Source organism: Shewanella sp. SM74, assembly GCF_025653725.1.
In the GTDB taxonomy this organism is placed as follows: Bacteria; Pseudomonadota; Gammaproteobacteria; order Enterobacterales; family Shewanellaceae; genus Shewanella; species Shewanella oncorhynchi.
The window spans coordinates 50039-71260 of record NZ_JAKKRZ010000009.1 but is presented as its reverse complement, the minus strand read 5'-3'; the positions used below and the strand labels follow the sequence as shown (position 1 = coordinate 71260).

The 21222-nt window shown below is 47.1% G+C and carries 18 protein-coding genes and 1 other annotated feature; of the genes, 11 read left to right on the top strand and 7 right to left on the bottom strand.

Going from position 1 to position 21222, the window contains the following annotated elements; translation table 11 throughout:
* Nucleotides 1-105: 105 nt before the first annotated feature.
* From trpCF to L5M49_RS11415, 4 genes are read right to left on the bottom strand one after another with little or no spacing between them, the layout of a single operon-like run.
* Nucleotides 106-1584 carry a bifunctional indole-3-glycerol-phosphate synthase TrpC/phosphoribosylanthranilate isomerase TrpF gene (trpCF, locus tag L5M49_RS11430; protein ID WP_263266098.1) on the bottom strand — a complete coding sequence of 493 codons (1479 nt, stop codon included), beginning with the start codon at nucleotides 1582-1584 and terminating at the stop codon, nucleotides 106-108.
* 6 nt (nucleotides 1585-1590) lie between these two features.
* On the bottom strand, nucleotides 1591-2637 hold the full coding sequence (gene trpD, locus L5M49_RS11425) for an anthranilate phosphoribosyltransferase (RefSeq protein WP_173244113.1): 1047 nt from the start codon (nucleotides 2635-2637) through the stop codon (nucleotides 1591-1593).
* Complete coding sequence (locus tag L5M49_RS11420) at nucleotides 2634-3236, bottom strand: aminodeoxychorismate/anthranilate synthase component II (protein ID WP_263166032.1); 603 nt, start codon at nucleotides 3234-3236, stop codon at nucleotides 2634-2636. The genes trpD and L5M49_RS11420 overlap by 4 nt, the downstream gene beginning before the upstream one ends.
* A 9-nt stretch (nucleotides 3237-3245) precedes the next feature.
* Nucleotides 3246-4904 carry an anthranilate synthase component 1 gene (locus L5M49_RS11415; RefSeq protein WP_263266097.1) on the bottom strand — a complete coding sequence of 553 codons (1659 nt, stop codon included), beginning with the start codon at nucleotides 4902-4904 and terminating at the stop codon, nucleotides 3246-3248.
* Nucleotides 4905-5002: 98 nt separating this feature from the next.
* Nucleotides 5003-5110: a sequence feature (Trp leader region), on the bottom strand.
* Nucleotides 5111-5320: 210 nt separating this feature from the next.
* Here L5M49_RS11415 and rnm point away from each other — a divergent pair.
* From rnm to L5M49_RS11385, 6 genes are all read left to right on the top strand, one after another.
* Entirely contained in the window at nucleotides 5321-6181 is an 861-nt protein-coding gene (gene rnm, locus L5M49_RS11410; protein WP_263266096.1) for an RNase RNM, read from the top strand.
* Nucleotides 6178-6798, top strand: coding sequence for an L-threonylcarbamoyladenylate synthase (locus L5M49_RS11405; RefSeq protein WP_028760994.1), 621 nt, complete (start codon nucleotides 6178-6180; stop codon nucleotides 6796-6798). The genes rnm and L5M49_RS11405 overlap by 4 nt, the downstream gene beginning before the upstream one ends.
* Before the next feature lie 159 nt (nucleotides 6799-6957).
* A complete protein-coding gene (locus tag L5M49_RS11400; RefSeq protein ID WP_105252121.1) occupies nucleotides 6958-7746 on the top strand; it encodes a segregation and condensation protein A in 789 nt (262 codons plus the stop codon).
* A gap of 3 nt (nucleotides 7747-7749) precedes the next feature.
* On the top strand, nucleotides 7750-8346 hold the full coding sequence (gene scpB / locus L5M49_RS11395) for an SMC-Scp complex subunit ScpB (RefSeq protein ID WP_028760992.1): 597 nt from the start codon (nucleotides 7750-7752) through the stop codon (nucleotides 8344-8346).
* Complete coding sequence (gene rluB / locus L5M49_RS11390; protein WP_028760991.1) at nucleotides 8339-9214, top strand: 23S rRNA pseudouridine(2605) synthase RluB; 876 nt, start codon at nucleotides 8339-8341, stop codon at nucleotides 9212-9214. The genes scpB and rluB overlap by 8 nt, the downstream gene beginning before the upstream one ends.
* Nucleotides 9215-9315: 101 nt before the next feature.
* The gene (locus L5M49_RS11385; RefSeq protein WP_263266095.1) at nucleotides 9316-10281 is read left to right on the top strand and encodes an exo-alpha-sialidase; all 966 of its coding nucleotides are present in this window, start codon (nucleotides 9316-9318) and stop codon (nucleotides 10279-10281) included.
* Between the two features lie 146 nt (nucleotides 10282-10427).
* Here the strand turns inward: L5M49_RS11385 and L5M49_RS11380 are convergent, their stop codons facing one another.
* A complete protein-coding gene (locus L5M49_RS11380; RefSeq protein WP_028760989.1) occupies nucleotides 10428-11165 on the bottom strand; it encodes a YciK family oxidoreductase in 738 nt (245 codons plus the stop codon).
* 262 nt (nucleotides 11166-11427) lie between these two features.
* On the opposite strand from L5M49_RS11380, the gene L5M49_RS11375 reads away from it, so the two are divergent.
* Nucleotides 11428-13911: a VolA/Pla-1 family phospholipase gene (locus L5M49_RS11375; RefSeq protein ID WP_263266094.1), complete on the top strand. Its 2484-nt coding sequence runs from the start codon at nucleotides 11428-11430 to the stop codon at nucleotides 13909-13911.
* A gap of 111 nt (nucleotides 13912-14022) precedes the next feature.
* The gene (gene sohB, locus L5M49_RS11370) at nucleotides 14023-15039 is read left to right on the top strand and encodes a protease SohB (RefSeq protein ID WP_212600694.1); all 1017 of its coding nucleotides are present in this window, start codon (nucleotides 14023-14025) and stop codon (nucleotides 15037-15039) included.
* An 87-nt stretch (nucleotides 15040-15126) separates the two neighbouring features.
* On the opposite strand, the gene L5M49_RS11365 is transcribed toward sohB, so the two are convergent.
* Both L5M49_RS11365 and L5M49_RS11360 read right to left on the bottom strand, forming a co-directional pair.
* Entirely contained in the window at nucleotides 15127-16194 is a 1068-nt protein-coding gene (locus L5M49_RS11365; RefSeq protein WP_028760986.1) for a DUF3083 family protein, read from the bottom strand.
* A gap of 145 nt (nucleotides 16195-16339) precedes the next feature.
* Nucleotides 16340-16939, bottom strand: coding sequence for an arylesterase (locus L5M49_RS11360; RefSeq protein WP_028760985.1), 600 nt, complete (start codon nucleotides 16937-16939; stop codon nucleotides 16340-16342).
* A gap of 52 nt (nucleotides 16940-16991) precedes the next feature.
* On the opposite strand from L5M49_RS11360, the gene L5M49_RS11355 reads away from it, so the two are divergent.
* The 3 genes from L5M49_RS11355 to lepB all read left to right on the top strand — a co-directional run bounded on the left by L5M49_RS11355 (nucleotide 16992) and on the right by lepB (nucleotide 21147).
* Nucleotides 16992-17720 carry an ABC transporter ATP-binding protein gene (locus L5M49_RS11355; protein ID WP_212600695.1) on the top strand — a complete coding sequence of 243 codons (729 nt, stop codon included), beginning with the start codon at nucleotides 16992-16994 and terminating at the stop codon, nucleotides 17718-17720.
* A 2-nt stretch (nucleotides 17721-17722) separates the two neighbouring features.
* Complete coding sequence (locus L5M49_RS11350) at nucleotides 17723-20218, top strand: ABC transporter permease (protein WP_263175588.1); 2496 nt, start codon at nucleotides 17723-17725, stop codon at nucleotides 20216-20218.
* Between the two features lie 266 nt (nucleotides 20219-20484).
* Entirely contained in the window at nucleotides 20485-21147 is a 663-nt protein-coding gene (gene lepB, locus L5M49_RS11345) for a signal peptidase I (protein WP_263163350.1), read from the top strand.
* Nucleotides 21148-21222: the final 75 nt, after the last annotated feature.

Sequence of the window (21222 nt, the reverse complement as noted above, 5' to 3'; positions counted from 1 at the left end):
TCGTTATCTATTTGGCCACTGGCATTAATAGGTTCATATTGTTTGTTGAGCATCACTCTTGTCCTGCACCAACAGCATCTAGGGCTTCTTGCTTAGCGCGATAGGCTAGAGACGTAAATGGGCAAAAGCCGTTTGGATCAGTTGCGCCGATTTAATTCCTGCGGCGGTTTCTAGGCCAGAATTAAAATCTAAACCGTAAAATCCTTGGGCATTGGCACTGGCCGCATTGTCGGCGTTGAGTCCGCCAGCCAACATGGCATGGGCTTTTTGTGGGCAGAGGGATTTCACATCAATGCTTTGCCAATTAAAGGCTTGGCCTGAGCCGCCAAATTGGTCTGCCGTTTTACTATCAAAGAGATATCGCGATGCTCCCTGAGGTATGTTACCAAGCTCACCCGTTTGTGCATCGACGCTGACGGCTTTCCAAATTTGAGTTGTGAGTCCCGCTTGCTCAAGTCGCTCTGCGAGTTGTGCGATTTCAAGTTCAGTTTCAGTGCCATGCAGCTGTACGGCAGATAACTGCAAACAGGCTGCGGTATCCGTAATGGTGCTTGGCGCGGCATTAACAAACACGCCGACGAATTCAATGGCGGGAGCCGCGGATGCGCGATATTCCCTGAGCAATTGTTCAGCGGCATTAAGGGTTAACGCGCGTGGGGATTTTTCAGCAAAAATCAGCCCGGCATAGACGGCGCCTGACGTTGCTGCGGCGCGAATATCTTCCATGCGGGTGAGGCCGCAGACTTTATTGTGACCGAAGATCAATTTACGGCAGGCTAAGTCGATATCAGCTTCGGCCATTATCGAACTACCGACGAGGAAACCATCGACCAGTGGGCTCAGGCGGCGTACTTGCTCATTGTTGTAGATGCCTGATTCGCTGATCACCACGCGGTCGCTGCCAACGTGTGGCGCTAAGGCTTCTGTGGTGGCGAGATCGGTACTCAAATCCCTTAAGTTACGGTTATTGATCCCGATAATCGGCGCATCTAATGCGATGGCGCGTTTAAGTTCTTCTTCGTTACTGACTTCGGTCAGCACATCGAGTTGATACTTAGCGGCTTCTTTCGCTAGGCGGTGATATTGCGCATCATCGAGTACGGATAGCATTAACAGAATGGCATCGGCGCCTTGGTGGGCGGCGAGTTTAATTTGGTATTCATCGACAAAAAAATCTTTGCACAGAATAGGTTGGTTCACCCGAGCGCGCACCTTAGGGATATAGTCCATATCCCCTTGGAAAAACTGCTCGTCGGTTAATACCGAAATGCCCGCCGCATATTTTCCGTAAATATCGGCAATGGCTTCGACATCAAACACATCGCGGATAAGCCCTTTGGACGGGCTGGCTTTTTTACATTCTAAAATGTAACCCGCCTTGGGCGCTTTGAGTGCGGCAAATAAACTGCGGTCAGAGATTTTTGGCGACAAGCTTGCCTCGGGGAAACGCAGCTTCAGGACGGCAATATGGGCCGCTTTGGTATCGACTATACGGGTTAACACATTACTTTTTGGCATAGGGTTTGTTGCTGCCTGTGGCTGAGTTCTCATATCTTGGCTATTTGTTATCAGTTCTTGAGTCATTGCCACTTATTCCTTTGTTTCACTGCTGACTTTAGCTAATTGGCTTAACAATTCAAAGGCTTTACCGCTTTGTATGGTACTGAGCGCAAGTAAGGTTCCTGTTTTCACTGAATCAGCAATCCCACACACATATAAAGCACAACCCGCATTGATGGCGACCGCATTGGCATGTGCATCTGTGCCACAACCTTTCAAAATTGCCTCGGTGATCAAGGCATTCTGCGCGGGTTCGCCGCCTTCTAAGTCACTGATTTGTGCTAAAGGCACACCTAAATCGGCGGGCGTGAGTTGATACTCTATGATGTCGCCGTCTTTTAATTCGGCCACTTGGGTGTTGCCGTGCAGCGCGACTTCATCTAAACCACTGCCGTGCACTACCATAGCGCGTTTTGTGCCAAGCGCCTTTAATACTTTCGCTATCGGTAAGACTAACTCAGGGCTATAAACGCCAAGTAACATAAATTCGGGGCGGGCAGGATTGATAAGTGGCCCTAACACATTGAATAAAGTGCGCGTTTTCAGTGCTTGCCTGACCGGCCCCGCATGTTTTACTCCGCCGTGGTAGTGGGGCGCAAATAAAAAGCACAGGTTCAATGCGTCGAGGCAACGACTGGCGGTGTCTGGTGACATGGTTAAGTCAATGCCAAACTGCGCCAAAAGATCCGATGAACCCGATTTACTCGACACGCTACGATTGCCGTGTTTGGCGACCTTGGCGCCCGCCGCCGCGGCAACAAAGGCCGCAGTGGTGGAAATATTAATGGTATTAAAGCCATCGCCACCCGTGCCAACTATGTCAACGATTCCATTGCTAAGGTTATCGCCATTCGAGTAGGGAAACGTCTTGGCGGCGGCGCGCATCGCATCGGCGGCGCCGCTGATTTCATCAATGGTTTCGCCGCGCATCTTGAGCGCGACTAACATTCCAGCCATAGTGGCTTCACTCATTTCACCGCGAATTAACGCGCTAAAAATCTCAAAGGTGTGTTCACGACTTAAACTCTTACCTTGGTATAAAACATCGAGCAAAGGCTGAATATTGTTTGTACTCATGCATTTACTCCTGCTGTCATGTCTTGGGTTAGAAATGCCAAGGTTTGAATGAGCAGTGTGCTGCCCAACGTCGTCAGAATTGATTCTGGGTGGAACTGAAACCCAACGGCTCTATGCTGCGGGTGCAAAATCGCCATCGGCATAGCGTCAGTGGTTGCGATCACTTGCAGGCAATCCGGTACTTGAGTGGCGACGAGACTGTGATAACGGGCAACGGGCAGGGGAGAGGGCAAACCGGCAAATACACCAGTACCGTCATGGAAAGTCGGACTCGCCTTGCCGTGTACCACAAAAGGTGCGCGTGCCACTGTACCGCCGTAATATTCCACCATAGCTTGATGCCCAAGGCAGATGCCCAGCATAGGCACCTTACCCGCAACTTTGGCGATAAGCGCCATCATAGATCCCGCCTCATGGGGCGCACCAGGACCGGGTGATAGCACTAGGGCTGCAGGCTCTTGTTCGTTAAGCAGTTTTTCAGCGATATAGTCGGCGGCAACATCGTTGCGGTAAATCACCACTTCACAACCTAGACTGCGAAATTGATCCACTAGGTTATAAGTAAAGGAGTCAAAGTTATCGAGTAGATAGAGTTTCATATTTGGCTCCTATTTATTTGGCACAAAAGTGGATTGAACTGACGATTCATTTGCTGGCGATTCATTGACTAGCAGTCCAGCGCCCATCTTGATGGCTGAAATCACGGCTTGGGCTTTTTGACGGGTTTCATCTGCTTCGCTTTGTGGATCCGAATCAAATACCACGCCAGCGCCCGCTTGAATAAAGGCGGTGCCATTTTTAACAAAGGCGGAGCGGATAACGATGCAAGTGTCCATGTCACCAAGGGCATTAAGGTAACCCACAGCGCCACCATAGCTGCCGCGGCGGGCTTTTTCTGCTTGGCGTACCAGTTGTGATGCACGTACTTTTGGTGCGCCCACTAATGTGCCCATATTCATACAAGCCTGATAAGCATGCAGGGCATCTAAATCTTGGCGCAGTTGACCCGTTACACGGCTGACGAGGTGCATCACGTGGGAATAACGGTCAACTTTTAATAGTTCGGCGACTTTGCGGCTGCCGCTTTGGCTGATGCGTGCGATATCGTTGCGAGCTAAATCGACCAGCATTAAGTGTTCCGACAGTTCTTTTTTATCTAAACGCAGTTCAAGTTCAATACGGCTGTCTAAGTCAAAATCAATCTCGCCCGTGGCGGTTTTACCGCGTTTGCGGGTGCCTGCAATCGGGTAGACTTCCACCTGATTACTGCTGGCATCAAATTTGAGCGCACTTTCTGGTGATGCACCAAAAAGCGTGAAATCTTGGCCTCTGAAATAAAACATGTAAGGGCTTGGGTTAGTCAGACGCAGGGCACGATAAGCCCCTAAAGTATTCGGGCAAGGCAAACTAAAGCTACGGGATGGCACCACTTGGAAAATATCGCCCGCAATAATGTGTTCTTTCAAATCGATAATGGTTTGTTTAAACACCTCATCGGAAATATTGACTTGCTCAGTTGCGTCGATGGCGACCAGTGTCGGTATATCAGCAGGTGAATTACCCAGAGTTTTACATTGTGTGCTTAACTGCTGAACTCGCTCGCTTAGCGCTGCGGTAATGGCGGCATACTGGTCGGAATCGCCACTAAAATTATGGGTAATGATGTCAGCTTGTTTCAGTTTATGGTCAATAAGGATTAAGGTTTCAGCGAGGTAAAATAAGTAATCAGGGCAATCGTTATCGCGGTTCGGTACGGCGGGCAGTGGTTCTACAGTATCAATCAAGTCGTAGGCCAGCACGCCACCTAAAAACAGGTCCTCAAAGGCGGGCTTGGTCTGGCTGTCAGTATGAGCGCCACAACCAATCTGCTGGATAAATATCCGCAGACCATCGAGTGGCGAGGTCGATTTTAAGCGTGCATCTTCATCCTGCAGCTGAGTGTCTTTTTGTAGCGTCACCACTAAGGTCAAGTTATCACGGGCCACATTCACAGCAGTACTGAAAAAGAGCGCGATGGGAGCAAGTAAACTCGTGCCATTGTCGGTCAGTGCTGTGAAGGTCAGTTGATAACCGTCACAGCGGATCATCATGGCTGCATGGGTCATTACCATGCTTTTTAAGTGATCTTTACTGTCGATTTCGGCCGATTCGAGCAACATAGTATGGGGCGCATCTTGGGTGATGTGCTGATATAAGCGTAGTGGATCGCTGTGGTAGGTTAATGCCGCCTTGAGTGTGCTTGAGCGTGCGAATGTCTGTTTGGGCATGTTCATACTCCAGCTACCTGATAAAATGTATTTAACGTCATGAGTTATCTCGCTTTCTTAATTTTTTTACCCGAGTCTGCCGACATTTTTCGCACCTAACAAAAAAGCCCGCATTTCTGCGGGCTTCTTGTTGATTCTGGTCACTTTCAAATGAGCACAGAGCTTCACACCACCCGCTACGTTGGGAAGTGCCACCACCAAATGATGTTTAATGAAGCGTTAATGTGTGTCATTCAAAAGGGGCTCGCTAATTCAGTAATTGGTGTATAGAAAACCTTAGCTGGAGCTGAATGTCAATTGAATATTTTTCACTTCCTGCGATTTATTCGCTGCAATGATGCATAAAATTGATGTTACTCAGCCACAAAATACGAGATAACAGCGCATTTGTTAACAAGTTCGCGTACAATAGCGCCATGAATACTCAAAGCATATTGGCTGATCTACACAGCCACACGACCGCGTCCGATGGTCAGTTAACGCCGTCTGAATTGGTGGCCAGAGCCCTTGAAAAGGGCGTGCAGTTATTTGCCATTACCGATCATGACACAGTGGCTGGTTTATCCGAAGCCCGTGCCTTTAATCAGGCACAAGCTACTCCATTGAAATTGATTTCTGGCGTGGAAATCTCTACTCGCTGGAACAGTTACGATATCCACATAGTGGCGCTTAACTTCGATGCTGATAATCCAGCGTTATTAGCATTTTTAGAAAACCAGCGTGAATTACGTGAATTACGGGCTCAAGAAATTGGTCATAGATTAGCTAAAGCTGGCATTGAAGGTGCCTACGAAGGTGCTAAGGCGTTGGCGGGGGATGCGGCATTGAGCCGTGGACATTACGCTCGCTGGATGGCTGAAAATGGTCATGCTGTGGATATGCCGAGCGTCTTTAAACGCTACCTTGCCCGCGGTAAAACTGGTTATGTGCCTAATAATTGGGGTGATATGGGCAGTGCCATTGATATCATCCATAACGCAGGTGGATTAGCCGTGTTGGCGCATCCCAGTGGTTATAAGTTATCGGCTAAGTGGCTTAAGCGCTTAGTGCGTGAATTTAAAGAAGCGGGTGGAGATGCCATGGAAGTGGTGCTTGGCCAGCAAACGTTAGACGACAGGGCCAATCTTGTGGCGCTGAGTGTCCAAAACCAGTTGCTCGCATCGATAGGGAGTGATTTTCACTTTCCGAGCAATTGGATAGAATTAGGTAAAAATCTGTATCAGCCCCAAGGTATTGATTGGGTCTGGCAATCGGGATCTTGGATGGAACGACCATGAGTCAGTTTTTTTATGTACATGAAGTAAATCCGCAAACGCGGCTTATAAGTCAGGCGGTTGCCGTATTGAAAAGCGGCGGTGTAATTGTTTATCCCACCGATTCGGGCTATGCCTTAGGCTGCTTGATTGGTGAGAAAGACGCGATGACGCGGATGGCGAGAATTCGTCAAATTGAGAACGATCATAACTTTTCCTTGATGTGCCGTGATTTATCCGAGCTTGCGACTTACGCTAAAGTGGATAATCAGGCGTATCGCATCCTAAAAAGTTGCACGCCTGGGCCTTATACGTTCATTTTCAAAGCGACTAAAGAAGTACCGCGTCGCTTACAAAATGACAAGAAAAAGACCATAGGTATTCGTGTGCCCGACAATGTGATCGCACTGGCGTTACTTGAAGCCTTAGATGCGCCGCTGATGTCGACCAGTTTAGTGATGCCGAATGCGGAATTTGCCGAGTCTGATCCTGAACAAATTCGTGATTTGCTCGAGCATCAAGTGGATGTGATTATCCACGGTGGTTATTTAGGCGAAAAACCAACGACTGTGATTGATATGTCTGAAGATGGCGCCGAGATTTTACGTGAAGGCGCGGGTGATATCACGCCGTTCCTCTAAATCTGCCACATTAGATTTATCGCTAATGGATGCGGGTAAGTGATTCGGATAGTGGTAGTCAACATTTGGCAGTTTTATCGCCGTAGATTTACAGGTATAATCGCGCGTTTGGCGTTAGCCTAGGTTGGATAGCGCAGTGTTAACGGAGCAAAATAGCGGATGCAGGGCACGCAACAGAGTTTACCCTTAGCCGTTATTCGTGGTCAGGCAATGACCGAAATGCCGCTGGATTTGTTTATTCCGCCTGAGGCATTGGAAGTGTTCCTCGAGTCCTTTGAAGGGCCATTGGATTTGCTTTTATATTTGATCCGTAAGCAAAAATTAGACGTTGTCGATTTACCCATTCAGCAAATCACCGCGCAGTATTTAGAATATATTACGTTGCTGACTCAGGCTCGAATCGAACTTGCCGCTGATTACTTAGTGATGGCGGCAACGCTTGCAGAGATTAAATCCCGTTTGCTGCTGCCGCGTATGGTGGCCGAAGATGAGGTTGAGGAAGATCCACGGGCACAGCTTATTCGGCAGCTTAAAGCCTATGAAGTGATTAAAGAAGCGTCGCAAAAACTCGATGATTTACCGCGGCTCGAGCGGGATGTATTTCAAGCCAAAGCAGTGGCAGCACCCGACATTAAGCCGTTAATGATCCCGCCAGAAGTTTCGTTGTTTGAAATTGCCCGCGCCTTTGGTGATGTACTCAAACGTATCGATGCCTATGAAGATCATCATGTTAAGCGTGAACAGTTATCGACCCGTGAGCGCATGAGCCAGATTTTAGCCATGTTGAACTCGGAAGATTTTACGGCATTTGAACGTTTATTTACCCTAGAAGAAGGCCGTGCCGGCGTGGTAGTCACCTTCTTAGCTTTGATGGAATTAGTCAAAGAATTATTGGTCGAATTGTACCAAACAGAGCCGTTTTCAACTATTTACGTTAAGGCCTATTAATTGATGCAGATAAATCCGACTCAATTAAAACAGCTTATTGAAGCGAGTTTGTTTGTATTGGGGAAACCCTTGTCGGCGAAAATGTTGAAAGACACTGTATTGGTGGATTTCACGGTTTCTAGAGACAAAATAAAAGCTGCATTGGATGAGCTGCAGCAGGATTATCAAGACAGAGGTGTGCAACTTGTGAAAGTCGCTGGGGGTTATCGCTTCCAGACCTTAGACGTCTTGAGTCCATTTTTGCAGCCTCTGTGGCAAGAAAAAGCGCCTAAATATTCGCGTGCGACATTAGAAACCTTGGCGGTGATTGCTTATCGTCAACCTGTGACTCGCGGCGATATTGAACAGGTGCGCGGTGTGGCCATTAGTAGTCACATCATAAAAAGTTTGTCAGATAGACATTGGATTAAAGTAGTTGGCCATAAAGAAGTACCGGGGCGACCCGCGTTATATGCCACTACCTTAGAATTTTTAGCATATTTTGGCTTAGATACCTTAGCGGATTTACCGCCGCTGTCGGATACTGAGTCATTGCAGGCGGTTTTTTCAGGTTTGAAATCATCGCCAGAACAGTCAGAAGAGCAAAATACTAATGAGTGAAAAATTGCAGAAAGTCTTGGCCCGTGCAGGCCATGGCTCCCGTCGTGAGATGGAGGCATGGATTGCTGCAGGCCGAGTTAGTATTGATGGTGAAATTGCTAGCCTTGGGGATCGTATTGAAGCTGATGCTAAAGTGCGTATCGATGGCAGAGCCATTTCGTTAAAGTCTGCCGAAGACGTGATTTGCCGTGTGCTGGCATATCATAAACCTGAAGGCGAAATTTGTAGTCGTAAAGATCCTGAAGGCCGTCCAACGGTATTCGATCGCTTACCTAAAGTGCGTGATTCACGCTGGGTAGCAGTGGGTCGTTTAGACATTAACACCTCAGGCTTATTGTTGTTTACGTCAGATGGTGAGTTGGCGAACCGTTTAATGCATCCATCGAACGAAGTCGACCGCGAATACGCAGTGCGTACCTTTGGTGAAATCCCTGAGGCTACAGTGCAACGTTTACGTACTGGCGTCATGTTAGAAGACGGCCCTGCGCAGTTTGATAGCATCAAACCAGCGGGCGGCGAAGGGATGAACCAGTGGTGGCATGTGTGTTTACGCGAAGGTCGCAACCGTGAAGTGCGCCGTTTGTGGGAATCCCAAGAAGTACAGGTGAGTCGTTTGATCCGTATTCGTTATGGTATGGTCGAACTACCAAAATCACTGCCTCGTGGTGGCTGGGTTGAATTGCCCGTAGAGCAAGTTAACTACTTGCGTAAGCTGGCGGGTCTTGAGCCCGAAACTCGTACTATGCTTGCTGCCGATAAACACAGCGTAGCCCGTGCTCAGGTGAAGAGTGCTAAAATTCGCCGCGCCGTACGTAAGCATAAAGTGACCGGATCGGGAAAACCTAAGCCATCGCGTCAGCGCAGCTAAGTTGTTTTATCCCAATGAAAAAGGCCGCTAAGCGGCCTTTTTGCTTTCTGTTATTTGCAGCTATGTTATAACAAGTCTCAGTTGGATTGAGGAGTGAATGAATGAAGCTAATTTCAGTGAAACGGATTTGGGAGCACGCTGCCCATAATGCGTTTACCGATTTAATCACGTTTCAGGGGGCACTGTTTTGCGTTTTCCGTGAAGGGACTGCCCATGTGTCACCCGATGGTGCGCTACGAATTCTACGCTCAGCGGATTTAGGCGACACTTGGCAGAGCGTGGCGCTGATCCGTTCGGATGAGGCGGATTTACGCGATGGCAAACTGATTGAGTATCAAGGAGAATTACTCTTACTCGGCGGCGGGACTTTACACGATAAGTCCGGCTTACAATCACATCTTTGGCGCTCAGTCAATGGGCTAGCGTGGTCGGATGCGTTAAAAGTCGCGGATAAAGGCTATTGGTTATGGCGCTTAACCGAGCATCAAAATGCACTCTATGGCGTGGGTTATCGTGCTGGGCCTGATGGCGATACCCGCTTGTATAAAAGTGATGATGGGGTGCAGTTTGAGACTTGGTTAAAGGTGTTTAATAATCAAGGTTATGTCAACGAAACTGCCATTGTTTTTCATCAAGAAAACGGCTTTTGTCTATTGAGGCGCGATCCCGTATGGGGCCCAGAATTTGTCGGTTTACTCGGCCGCAGTCAAATGCCATTCACTGATTGGCAATGGCAAGAACTCGATAAGCGCATTGGTGGGCCAGTGATGTTGATGTATCAATCCCGTTTGTTGGCTGTAGTGCGTTTATACGATGAGCAAGTTCGTACGGCTTTAGTTGAAATTCATCCAGATACTGGCGTGGTTCAAGAACTACTGACACTGCCATCGAAGGGCGATACTAGTTATGCGGGCGTTGTGATTGACGGAAATGAGTTGTGGGTAAGTTATTACTCCAGCCATGAGTTAGCTGACTCACAGCTGGATACACAAAATTCGCTTGATGAGTCAAACAGAGTCGCCAAAGCTAAAACGATGATTTATTTTGCAAAAATTCAGTTAAGCTAGGATTGGCGGTGCGGTATCTTTGTCGTACTTAATATCATCGACAAGTTCTGGGTTTCATTTTGAGAATATCTAAAATAATAAAGAGCCATAAATAGGCCCTTTAATATTGCTGAATCATACCGGCAGAAACTCAATAAGCGATTCGATTACTGTGCGTTAAACTGCTGTCCGTTGACGGCACTAGAATCTTGACCCATCAAATAGAGATAGGTCGGCATGATCTCTTCAGCGGTTTTGAGATCCAGTGGATTCTCTGCAGGGTACGCTTTAGCGCGCATCTCAGTGCGGGTAGCTCCAGGATTGATGCTGTTAACTCGAACTGAGGTGCCATCGCATTCATGGGCGAGAACTTGCATCATGCCTTCGGTGGCAAACTTAGAGAAGGCATAAGGTCCCCAATAAGCGCGGCCTTGACGACCCACACTGCTCGACGTAAAGATAATCGATGCACTGGGTGCTTGGCGCATCACAGGTAGTAATGCTTTAGTTAGCATGACTTGGGCCGTGACGTTCACTTTGAGCACGTCTTCGAGTGATGGAATATCTATGTGTTCAAACGGACCTAAGGCACCGAGTAAGCTAGCATTATGTAATAAGCCGTCTAAATGATCGAATTGCTCGGCTATGGTATCGCCCATATCGCGATAATTTTGTTCCGTTGCGCCCTTAAGATCCAATGGCACTATGGCAGGTTTGGGATAACCGGCTTGTTCTATTACGTCGTAAACTGCTTCCAATTTTTTCACTGTTTTACCAAGTAAAATCACAGTGGCGCCGTGTTTTGCAAACTCAATGGCGGCGGTTCGGCCTATGCCAGCACCAGCGCCTGTGACTAAAATTGTCTTGCCCTTGAGTAAATCTTTTGCTGCTTGATATTCCAACATGAGTCTCTTTTTCCTCTTGGCGAGAATGCCCGCCACTTCTAGAGTCGCCGAAGTGATAAACGCATGTTTCAAACAAATGAATGAAACTTTGTTATCAATAGCTAAAATCTTTGTGACAAACTTGTGGCTAACTCAATATTTTTACGTTAACTTGAAATGAGTTAGGGGCTAACATAAGCCCTATTGGTCACAGATCTAAAAGCTATTGTGACTAATTTCTTGGGGAAAACAAAACTATTACAACAAGATTTGGGGAAAAAAGATGAAAAGACTCATTTTGGGTGTTGCGATTGCATCTGCACTGGGCCTCACAGGATGTGGTGAGGACAGTTTTAATGAACTCAAGGATAAGACAGAAGTGCTCATCCCTGAATCGCACATGGTGTTCGACCCTGCTAATTCAAAAGTTCCATTACCGAATGATTTGCTGTTCAGTGGCACCAAAGATGGCACATTATCAATTCCGGGTGAAAGCTCGGGCAATTATGTTGATCCACAAATAGCGCTTGGGGCGTTAGATGGGTGGTCGACAACATCACCGATTTCTATTGATATCGATTTGGCGAAAAAACATGACGGTACACCGCTAACCTTAATGGCGGCATCGGTTGCGCAACCGGGTGCTGTCAGAATGTTTGAAGCCACAGTAGGCGGCGCATTATCATCTGATCCCGAATGTAAGGCTAAACCGTCAGTTTCAGCCTGTAAAGTGGGCGCTGAGTTGCAGTTTGGCGTTGACTTTATATCAACCGCTTCGGGCAAAAAAGTGGTGATAATTCCGCTTAAGCCACTCAAAGCCGGGCAATCTTATATTTATGCGACAACGAATCTTATTCAAGATTCTGAAGGTCGTGGTATCGCTCCTTCAACGACCTATGGTTTGTTGAAGCTGGATATCAATACGTTACCTTTAGAAACGCCAGATCAATTGATGCTGCAAACCTTAGTGAACAGTTATGAGAAAGGGATTGCTGCGGCCCATAAGGTCGATCCTTTAACCATCAGTTACTCTGGCTTATTTACCACTCAGTCTGTTGCTAACGTCTATGAAACCACCAAATTGCTGATGGCGAAGGGTGCTCCCTATGCACCAAGCTTTGCCCAGATGCCAACACCGACTGGATTGACTGTGGCTCAAGTGGCGGGCTTAACACCAGCTGCTGGAGCTGCCTATGTTGCCGCAAACTTGGCTGATGTGTATACGGCAAAAATTAAACTGCCTATTTACGGTGATTGTTCTTCAGTTGGTTGTTTATCCGCTGAAGGTAAACCATTAATTAATGGTCATTGGAAAGCCCAAGGTGATAGCCCTGTCTCTGTGCTACTAGCCCTGCAAGCGGGCACACTCAGCCAGAATAATTTTGGTATGCAAGCGGTGGCTAATGGTATTGCTAACCCTGCTGATGCTTTAGCCAATCCCTCGTTAATGGCGGGTAAAACATGGGTTTTAGATGATGGTACGGCAGTTGATAAAACCAAACATCTGACTAAATTCAATCCTATTCCAGCAATCAAAGGTTATGAAACAGTATCCGTACTGATTTCTATGCCCAATGCAACGAAATTGGCCGCTTTTTATCAACAGCAAGGTCGTGAGTTTATTCCTCCTACATCTGGTTGGCCAACAACAATTGCCCTTCACGGTTTAGGTGGCGGTAAAGAAATGTCACTGGCCTATGCCGGCACGTATGCGGCAATGGGGGTTGCAACTGTTGCTATTGATATGCCACTTCACGGTGCGCGTTCATTCGATGCTAACGGTGATGGGATTTATGAAGTCTCTGCGACAGATCCTGCCTTCGGTGCAGTTGTCGGTAAACCGGATGCCTTTAAAAATGGTAACCCGTTGGTGTTTGTGAATATTTCTAGCACTTTGTCGGTGCGAGATAACTTCCGTCAAGCGACGATGGACCATTTAGGGGTGCGTCTTGCTCTTACGGGCTTAGCACAGGGCTTAGCACAAGCAGGTCAGCCGCAAGTATTTGATGTGACTAAAATCAGTGCTCAAGGTCTGAGTTTAGGCGCCATTGTGGGCACCGATTTTGCGACCTATGCCAGCACAGGCATGAAGAATCCAGCAACCGGCGATGTCTTGCCAAATGCTTATGCTATCAATGCTGTATCCTTAGTTGCGCCAGCAGGTGGGTTAGCAGGATCATTCGCAGGTTCTGCAACCTTTGGCCCAGTACTGTTTAGTAATATTACGGCATCTGCAACTTTCCAAGCACAGGTCGATGCGGCTAATACAGCAGGTTATGAGCCTGGTAGCCCTGAATATGCGGCACTGGTGCAGGGGGTATATGCCCAATTTATTCCGACGTTTGCCTTTGCGGTTCAAACAGCGGTAGATTCTGCAGATCCTGTTAACCATGCTGCTATGTTAAAAGCGACAGGCTTACCTGTGCACTTAATTGAAGTGGCGGGTGATGGTAACGGTAACTTAGCAGATCAAGTGCTGCCTAATCGCGTCGATAACTTCCCATTATCGGGCACTGAGCCGCTGATCGCTGCCATCGGGCTACCTTGTGCCGATAGCACGAGCAAAGGTCATGGCGTTGTGCGTTTCGCTAAAGGTCACCACAGTTCGATTGTTGATCCTAAAGAAAAGGAATCAACAGATGGTATGGCCGCGGCTGCCACGGTTGAAATGCAGACTCAAGTGGCAACCTATGCAGCTACTGCAGGTAAGGGCGATGCGACGATTTTAGTGACAAACAGTGAGGTCATTGCGACTTGTCCTAACTAATCTTGCCTTAATCGGAAAAACCCAGCCTTTGCTGGGTTTTTTTATGGGCCTTTAGGCTGTTAGAATAGCGCGCAATTGACTGAATGATGTAACGCCCTAACGGAGAACACTTTGGAATTTTTATACGAGTATGGAATGTTTTTGGCGAAAGCCATCACAATAGTGGTCGCAATCGTTGCCGTTATTATTGTGGTGTTGGCTTCCACTGTAAAACACAAGTCAGATAAGGGCGAGCTGAGGATCACTAACTTGTCTGAAGAGTTAGAAGAACTTAAGCATGGCTTAAAAGAAGAACTTCTGTCAAAGAAACAATTCAAAGCCTATGAAAAGCAATTAAAAGCTGACGAAAAGGCAAAAGACAAGGCCGCAGATGAAGCCTGCACGGGCAAAGTGTTCGTGATTGATTTTAAGGGCAGTATCGATGCCGCTGAGGTCGCATCACTGCGTGAAGAAATCAGTGCAATTATCGCTATCGCAGAAAAAGGCGATGAAGTGGTTGTCAATGTAGAGAGTGGCGGTGGTATGGTGCATGGTTATGGTTTAGCCTCCAGCCAGTTAGATCGCTTACGTCAAGCTGATATTACATTGACTGTCTGTGTTGATAAAGTCGCCGCCAGTGGTGGCTATATGATGGCTTGTGTAGCGAATAAAATTTATGCTGCACCTTTTGCCATTGTCGGTTCTATTGGTGTTGTTGCTCAACTGCCTAACTTTAATCGCCTGCTGAAAAAGCATGAAATTGATTATGAGCAACATACGGCCGGTAATTTTAAGCGCACCTTGACAGTATTTGGTGAAAACTCCGATGAGGGAAGACAGAAGTTTCAAGAAGAACTCGAAGAAACCCACGTCTTATTTAAAGCGTTTGTTGGTAAGTATCGCCCTGAGTTGGATTTAGTGAAAGTCGCCACTGGCGAGCATTGGTACGGTCAGCAAGCCATTGAATTAGGTTTAGTTGATGCGATTTCGACCAGCGATGATGTGATAATGTCACTCGCCACAGAGCGTACTGTGTACAAGATACGTTATCAGGTGAGAAAGAAACTTGCCGATAAAATTGCCCACGGTGCTTCTTTGTCTGTGAACGCTATTTTCAATCGCCTCATAGAAAAAAATCGTCCTATGTAATTCTGTCTATTGGTGAATAAAAGTAAAAACGCCTGCATTTGCAGGCGTTTTCATTTGCTGAGCTTTCGCGGCTAATACCGAAGTGGGTTAGATTTGATAGCTGATATGTTGATGGAAACGTACGATGAGATCTTCACGCTCCGGATCGACACCTATGTCCGCAGCAAAGGCCTTCAGGGCTGTTTCAACATTGTTCATAAAGCGACCGAAACCCGAATCGTCACAGTCCTTAGTACCTGCCACTATGGTAAAGTGCGCGGCTTCGACCAAGTTATCGGCATCCCAGCGACGGATAACTTGTTGCTCAGTCGCATTAGGATCGAACCCTATCATTTGTACTTCGGCTTTGCTGTCGAGCTTTTCAAACTTACTGTTACGCACAAGCGGTGTTAAGCCGTTCGCTATCATAGCAAGGCGTGTCAGCTGTCTATTAGCTGCCGCTTTGAGGAAGCAGTCTTCAAGATGCTGATATAAAGGCGTAAAGTCAGTGGCTGAGTCAGGTAATAAACCCTGTTTGAGTTTGCGACTCAGCGGCAAGCTTACCGTCACATAGGTAAGAGAGCTAACGTTTTCTGGTAACTCACATTTTCTGGCTTTATATCTTGGGCCGATGGCGCGCAGTTTATAACCATAGGTTTCTTTATAGCCCTTAGCTTTTGCGAACAGATCATAGGATAAATGCTGATGGTCGCGGACCTTAACCTTAAGATCGCTTATTGGCATTAAGGGCATTAATTCAGTGAGCAACTCACGCACCTTGATATGGAAACTGGCGGAATTACTGCGAATATCGTCACCTGTGGCAAGAAACACAATGCGCAGTTTGCGGGCGCGATAGTTTTCTTGCGAGAATAAGTTTTGGGCTTCGTGGTAGGCTGGGTTATAAAAAAATAGAATTTGTTCAGTGGTTTGGAAGCAATATGCTTCGGTATGGTAACGCACTACTGGCAGTTTATCGTTAGTGATCACGTGAACATTACGGAGATCGTGTTGTTCTGCCAAATTAAATATCAAACGGCTTAAAGTTTGATAACAGCTTTGATAATCGGGATATTGATTGAGTAGCTCATCCGTCACCTTGATTTCGGCTGTGATGTATTGATTTGTACGGGCTTCCTTGGGTATGTACACTTTTTGCTGATGGCTAAGGGACATATTGACTCCTTGTTTGAGTTAACCATTTGCTAACACGAATTTTACTGTTTATCTATAGGGTTAATCTTGCGTTAGAACACGTTTTTATCCGTTGAGTATGAGTTTAGCTAAGTAAGCGGTTCGTTAGCTTAAAATAGCAGCTATTTTATTGGGTTAACGCATTTTCTATCCATGGTTGCATCCAAGCCGCAATCTGAGCTTGTGCCTTTTCGTTGGGATGAATGCCATCCCTTTGCATTAATTCTGGATGGGGCGCGATATCCTGCATAAAGAAGGGGATCAACACTATATCCTGGGTTTTAGATATGTCTTGATACACTTGGGTGAACTTTTGGGTATAGCGAGGGCCATAGTTAGGCGGTACCATGATCTCGGTCAGCAGCACTTTTGCGCCGCTATCTTTGGCTAGGGTAATGATTTGGATTAGATTATTTTCGAGTTGCGTTGGGGGGAATCCACGTAAACCATCATTACCTCCTAGCTCAACGACCACAAGATCGGGAGCAACAGAATCGAGCAAGGCGGGTAATCGGCGTAGGCCGCCCGCTGTGGTTTCGCCGCTCACTGAGCCATTGGTAAACTGATGTTCGGGCAGATTTTTTTGCAGTAGTGCTACCCAGCCTGACTGTTCTGCCATGCCGTAGCTAGCGCCTAAGCTATCGCCGAGGATCAGTATCTTTGCCGCGTGAGCGGGCGTGACCATGAGTACACTCAGTAGGATGAATGCCCCTAGGGTCTTCGCCATTGATTTTAATCTTAGCGATTGATACCAGAACGATTTATATAAGAAGGATCCTATGTCTAACGTCATCTTAAAAAACAGTGCCATTAATGTTGTTAACCTCGAAAAATCAGTGATTACTCAGGAAGGAACGCTCACTATCCTCAAGGGCATTAACTTAGATGTCAAGCAAGGTGAGAGTGTGGCTATTCTCGGCCCATCAGGTTCGGGCAAATCCACCTTATTGGGATTGCTTGCGGCGCTTGATACGCCTACGTCGGGGGAGATTTGGCTCGATGGTGTGGCATTATCACCACTGAATGAAGAGCAAAAAGCGGCACTGCGTAAACAGAAGGTCAGCTTTATTTTTCAATCCTTTATGTTAGTGGATACCTTAACTGCACTCGAGAACGTCATGTTACCCGCCGAGCTTGCGGGCGTGAGCAATGCCAAGGAAAAAGCGCAGGCCATGTTGGTGCGGGTTGGTTTATCCCATCGCTTGACTCATTTACCCAAACAGCTTTCGGGTGGTGAACAGCAAAGGGTGGCGATTGCCCGCGCTTTTATCTGTGAGCCTACAGTTTTGTTTGCCGATGAACCAACAGGCAATTTAGACAGCGTCAACGGCCATAAGATTGCCGATATGTTGTTTGAGCTTAATCAAGAAAGCCATACAACCTTAGTCCTCGTTACCCATGATCTGCTGCTGGCCAAACGGTGTGAGCGTCAACTAGTGATGGATAACGGCCATTTACAGGAAGATATTACTCAAACAGAACCGCTAGCCGATGTTAAGGAGGCTTAATAATGGAGTTAAGTCTGGCATGGCGTCTGTTTAAACGCGAGTTACAGCAAGGGCAATTGTTATTGATTATCCTCGCTATTACGCTCGCGGTTTTGTCTGTGAGTGGCTTGGCGCGGGTGAGTGAACGTCTGCAAGTGGCAATTAGTGGTCAAGCTTCACAGTTTATTGCTGCCGACCGTATTATCGATTCGCCAGTTAAAATTGATGCGGCGATTTTATCCAAAGCCGAAGCGCTTGGGCTTAAGCATGTGACTAATATGCAATTTAATTCCATGGTCTATTCGGGAGATAAGTTTCAGTTAGTCACAGTACGCGCCGTAGAGTCGGGTTACCCGCTTAAGGGGGATATTGAACTCACCAGCGGTAAAACAAAGGCGTTACCTCAAGCGGGCGAAATCTGGTTTGAGACTCGCTTAGGCGGACTTTTGGGTTATCCCAAATCCATCGAACTAGGTAACAGCGAATTTGTGCTCAGCAATGAGATCAGCCGCTTACCCGACGCAGGTTTTAATCCTTTTGCTTCATCGCCTGTGGTATTGATGCGGATGGAGGATGTCGCCAAAACAGGTGTTATTCAACCAGGCAGCCGCGTGACTTATCTGTATCAATTTGCCGGAGATGAAGCCTCGCTTACGGCCTTTGAACAAAGTGTTAAACCGCTTTTGAATAGTACCCAGCGTTGGGTCGATGTGCAATCCGGTGACTCGCCGATTGCGGGAGCCGTTAAGCGAGCGGAGCGCTTCTTACTGCTGGCAAGTTTGATGGGCATTGCATTGGCCTGCGCGGCGATAGGTATTGCCGCCCAGCGTTATTGTCAGCGTCATTACGATGTGGTGGCCATGCTGAAAACCTTTGGCGCCTCGGCAAAGCAAATTCGCCTGTTGTTTGGTACTCATTTATTGTTGGTAACGCTACTAGGAATTGGTCTAGGTCTTATTGGGGGAGGGTTACTCGATTTTGGGATCAGTTATCTATTGCCACCCGAAATTGCGGCCTATTCACCGCCACTCACACGACCATTATTACTCGGCATCAGCACAGGGCTCATCAGCGCCTTTATGTTTTCGGCTTATCCATTGATGCGTTTACTGGCTATTCCGCCACTGCGGGTGTTGCAGCGCCAGTTAGAAGGCTTACAGCTTGGTATGTGGCTGCATTTGCTACTGAGTCTAGGGGCTATGGCGCTATTGGGCTATTTGTATTCCCAAAGTTGGACTTTGACTCTGACTGTGGTCGCGGCTGTGCTATTGCTGGCTGCGCTATTAAGTCTGCTTGGATTTGTGATGATCCGCGCAGGACACAGTGTTGGTATGAAGACTACCAATCCTTTGCAATTAGCGCTGGCGGGGCTAAGGCGTCGTGCGCGGCAAAATGCGGTGCAATTGGTCGGCTTTAGCGCTGCACTGGTACTGTTATTGACTATTTTGGCGTTAAGACAAGATTTACTTAACGAATGGCAAAAACAGTTGCCCGAAAATGCGCCTAATTATTTCCTTGTCAATATTGCGCCTGATGATGCAAAGCCCTTGAATGATTTCATGACGGCTAAGGGGATAGTGGCGACAGACATTTATCCGGTGATCCGTGGCCGATTAACTCAAATTAACGGTGAAGCGCTGATTTCGAATGAACAGTCCGAAGCGGGTGAAAAGGGAAGAGTGGGTATTTCGCGCGAGTTAAACCTAACGTGGCGCAATACACTGCCTGCTAACAACGAACTGTTAGAGGGGCATTTTAATCAAGCCGCTGATGAAGTATCGGTGGAGTCCGGCGTGGCGGAGCGTCTAGGTATTGGTCTTGGCGATAAGCTGACTTACGTGATTGATAATCAAGAGCTCACAGTTAAAGTTGCCAGTATTCGTGCCGTACACTGGGAAACGCTGCAACCGAACTTCTTTATGATTTTCACCCAAGAAGCGCTCGCACCTTTTGCTTATACTTCGATGGCGAGTTTCTATCTGAATGATCAGGCGACTAACGATAAGACTATGAATGCTGATGGTACGCCTAAGGATGCAGTGATCCTTGCGCTTATTCAGCAATTTCCGACCATATCTATCATAGATGTTGGCGCTATGGTGGGGCAGTTGCGGCAGATAATTGAGCAAGTGTCGCTGTCCTTGTCTTTAGTGCTGGCCTTAGTGTTATTAGCCAGTGCCTTAGTCTTGATTGCACAGACTGAGGCTGGCATGGCAACTCGGCAACGTGAATTAGCTGTGTTGCGTACCTTTGGTGCTTCAGGATGGTTATTGCGCAGTGCAACGGGTTTAGAGTTCGCCTTACTTGGCGGTATTGCGGGTGTGTTAGCCGTAATTGTGGCCGAATTTGCGTTATATCTACTTAAGACGCAAGTATTTGAACTTAATGTATACATGCACTGGCCTTGGTGGGGTATTGCCCCGGTTTCTGGAGCCTTAATCGTCGCCTTACTAGGGGTTTGGCGTTGTCGACAATTGCTCAGCCAATCTTGCTCTGAGCTATTAAAGGCTGGGAGCTAGGGCGGTTTGTGAACTCTGTTGATGGGCTAAAACATAAAGCTTATTAAAACAACAAGCTGAGCCAACAATAAAAGCACTGATGCCACATAAGCTCAGTGCTTTTTTGTTATGGGGTTGATTCTGCTGCACTTGAATTGAATATGCTTTTTACATCGGCTTACAAATTGATCTGTGCTTAAGCAGGTAGCAACAGAACTTAGTGCAACTCAATGGGTCTATCTAACTGAGAACAGCGACTAGCTTATATATGCCATAGAGGGAATATTATGTTCAAAGGAATAACAAAACTGCTTAAGGATAATCGCTCCTTTTTTCTGTTTATCAGTTTAATGCTAGTGTTCAGGAGCGCTGTGGCCGATTGGAATACTGTGCCATCGGGTTCTATGCTGCCGACTATCGTCGAGGGTGATCGCATTCTTGTTAATAAGATGGCTTATGATCTTAGGGTGCCATTTACGCATATCGCATTAGTTAAACTGGCAGATCCTGTTCGCGGCGATATCGTGGTATTTGACTCGAAAAAGGCCGATAAAAAACTGATTAAGCGGGTAATAGCTGTGCCAGGCGATACTGTGATGATGCAGGATAATCGCTTGTATTTAAACGGTGAACTGCTTAGCTACACATCCCAAGCATTGAGTGCTTATGCTCCCGCTGATGTGACAGAAATGCAGGAAAATTTACTCGGTATGGTCCACAGTATTCGCCTTAACCCTGTATCCTCAAGGCTTGCCAATTTTGGACCTGTCACAGTGCCGGATGCGCATTATTTAGCCCTGGGTGATAACCGTGATAACAGCGCAGACTCTCGGGTTATTGGCTTCGTGCCCCGTGATGAGATTGTTGGCCGTTCAAGTTCAGTCGTTTTCTCCCTTGATTATGATGATTATTACCTGCCTCGGCCTGAACGCTTAATGCGTGAATTCTAGTCTTAACTATTTTGAACCATGAAATAGGGCGCCAAAGTCGGCGCCCTATTTTTTAAGTGATTGAGTTATAAACAA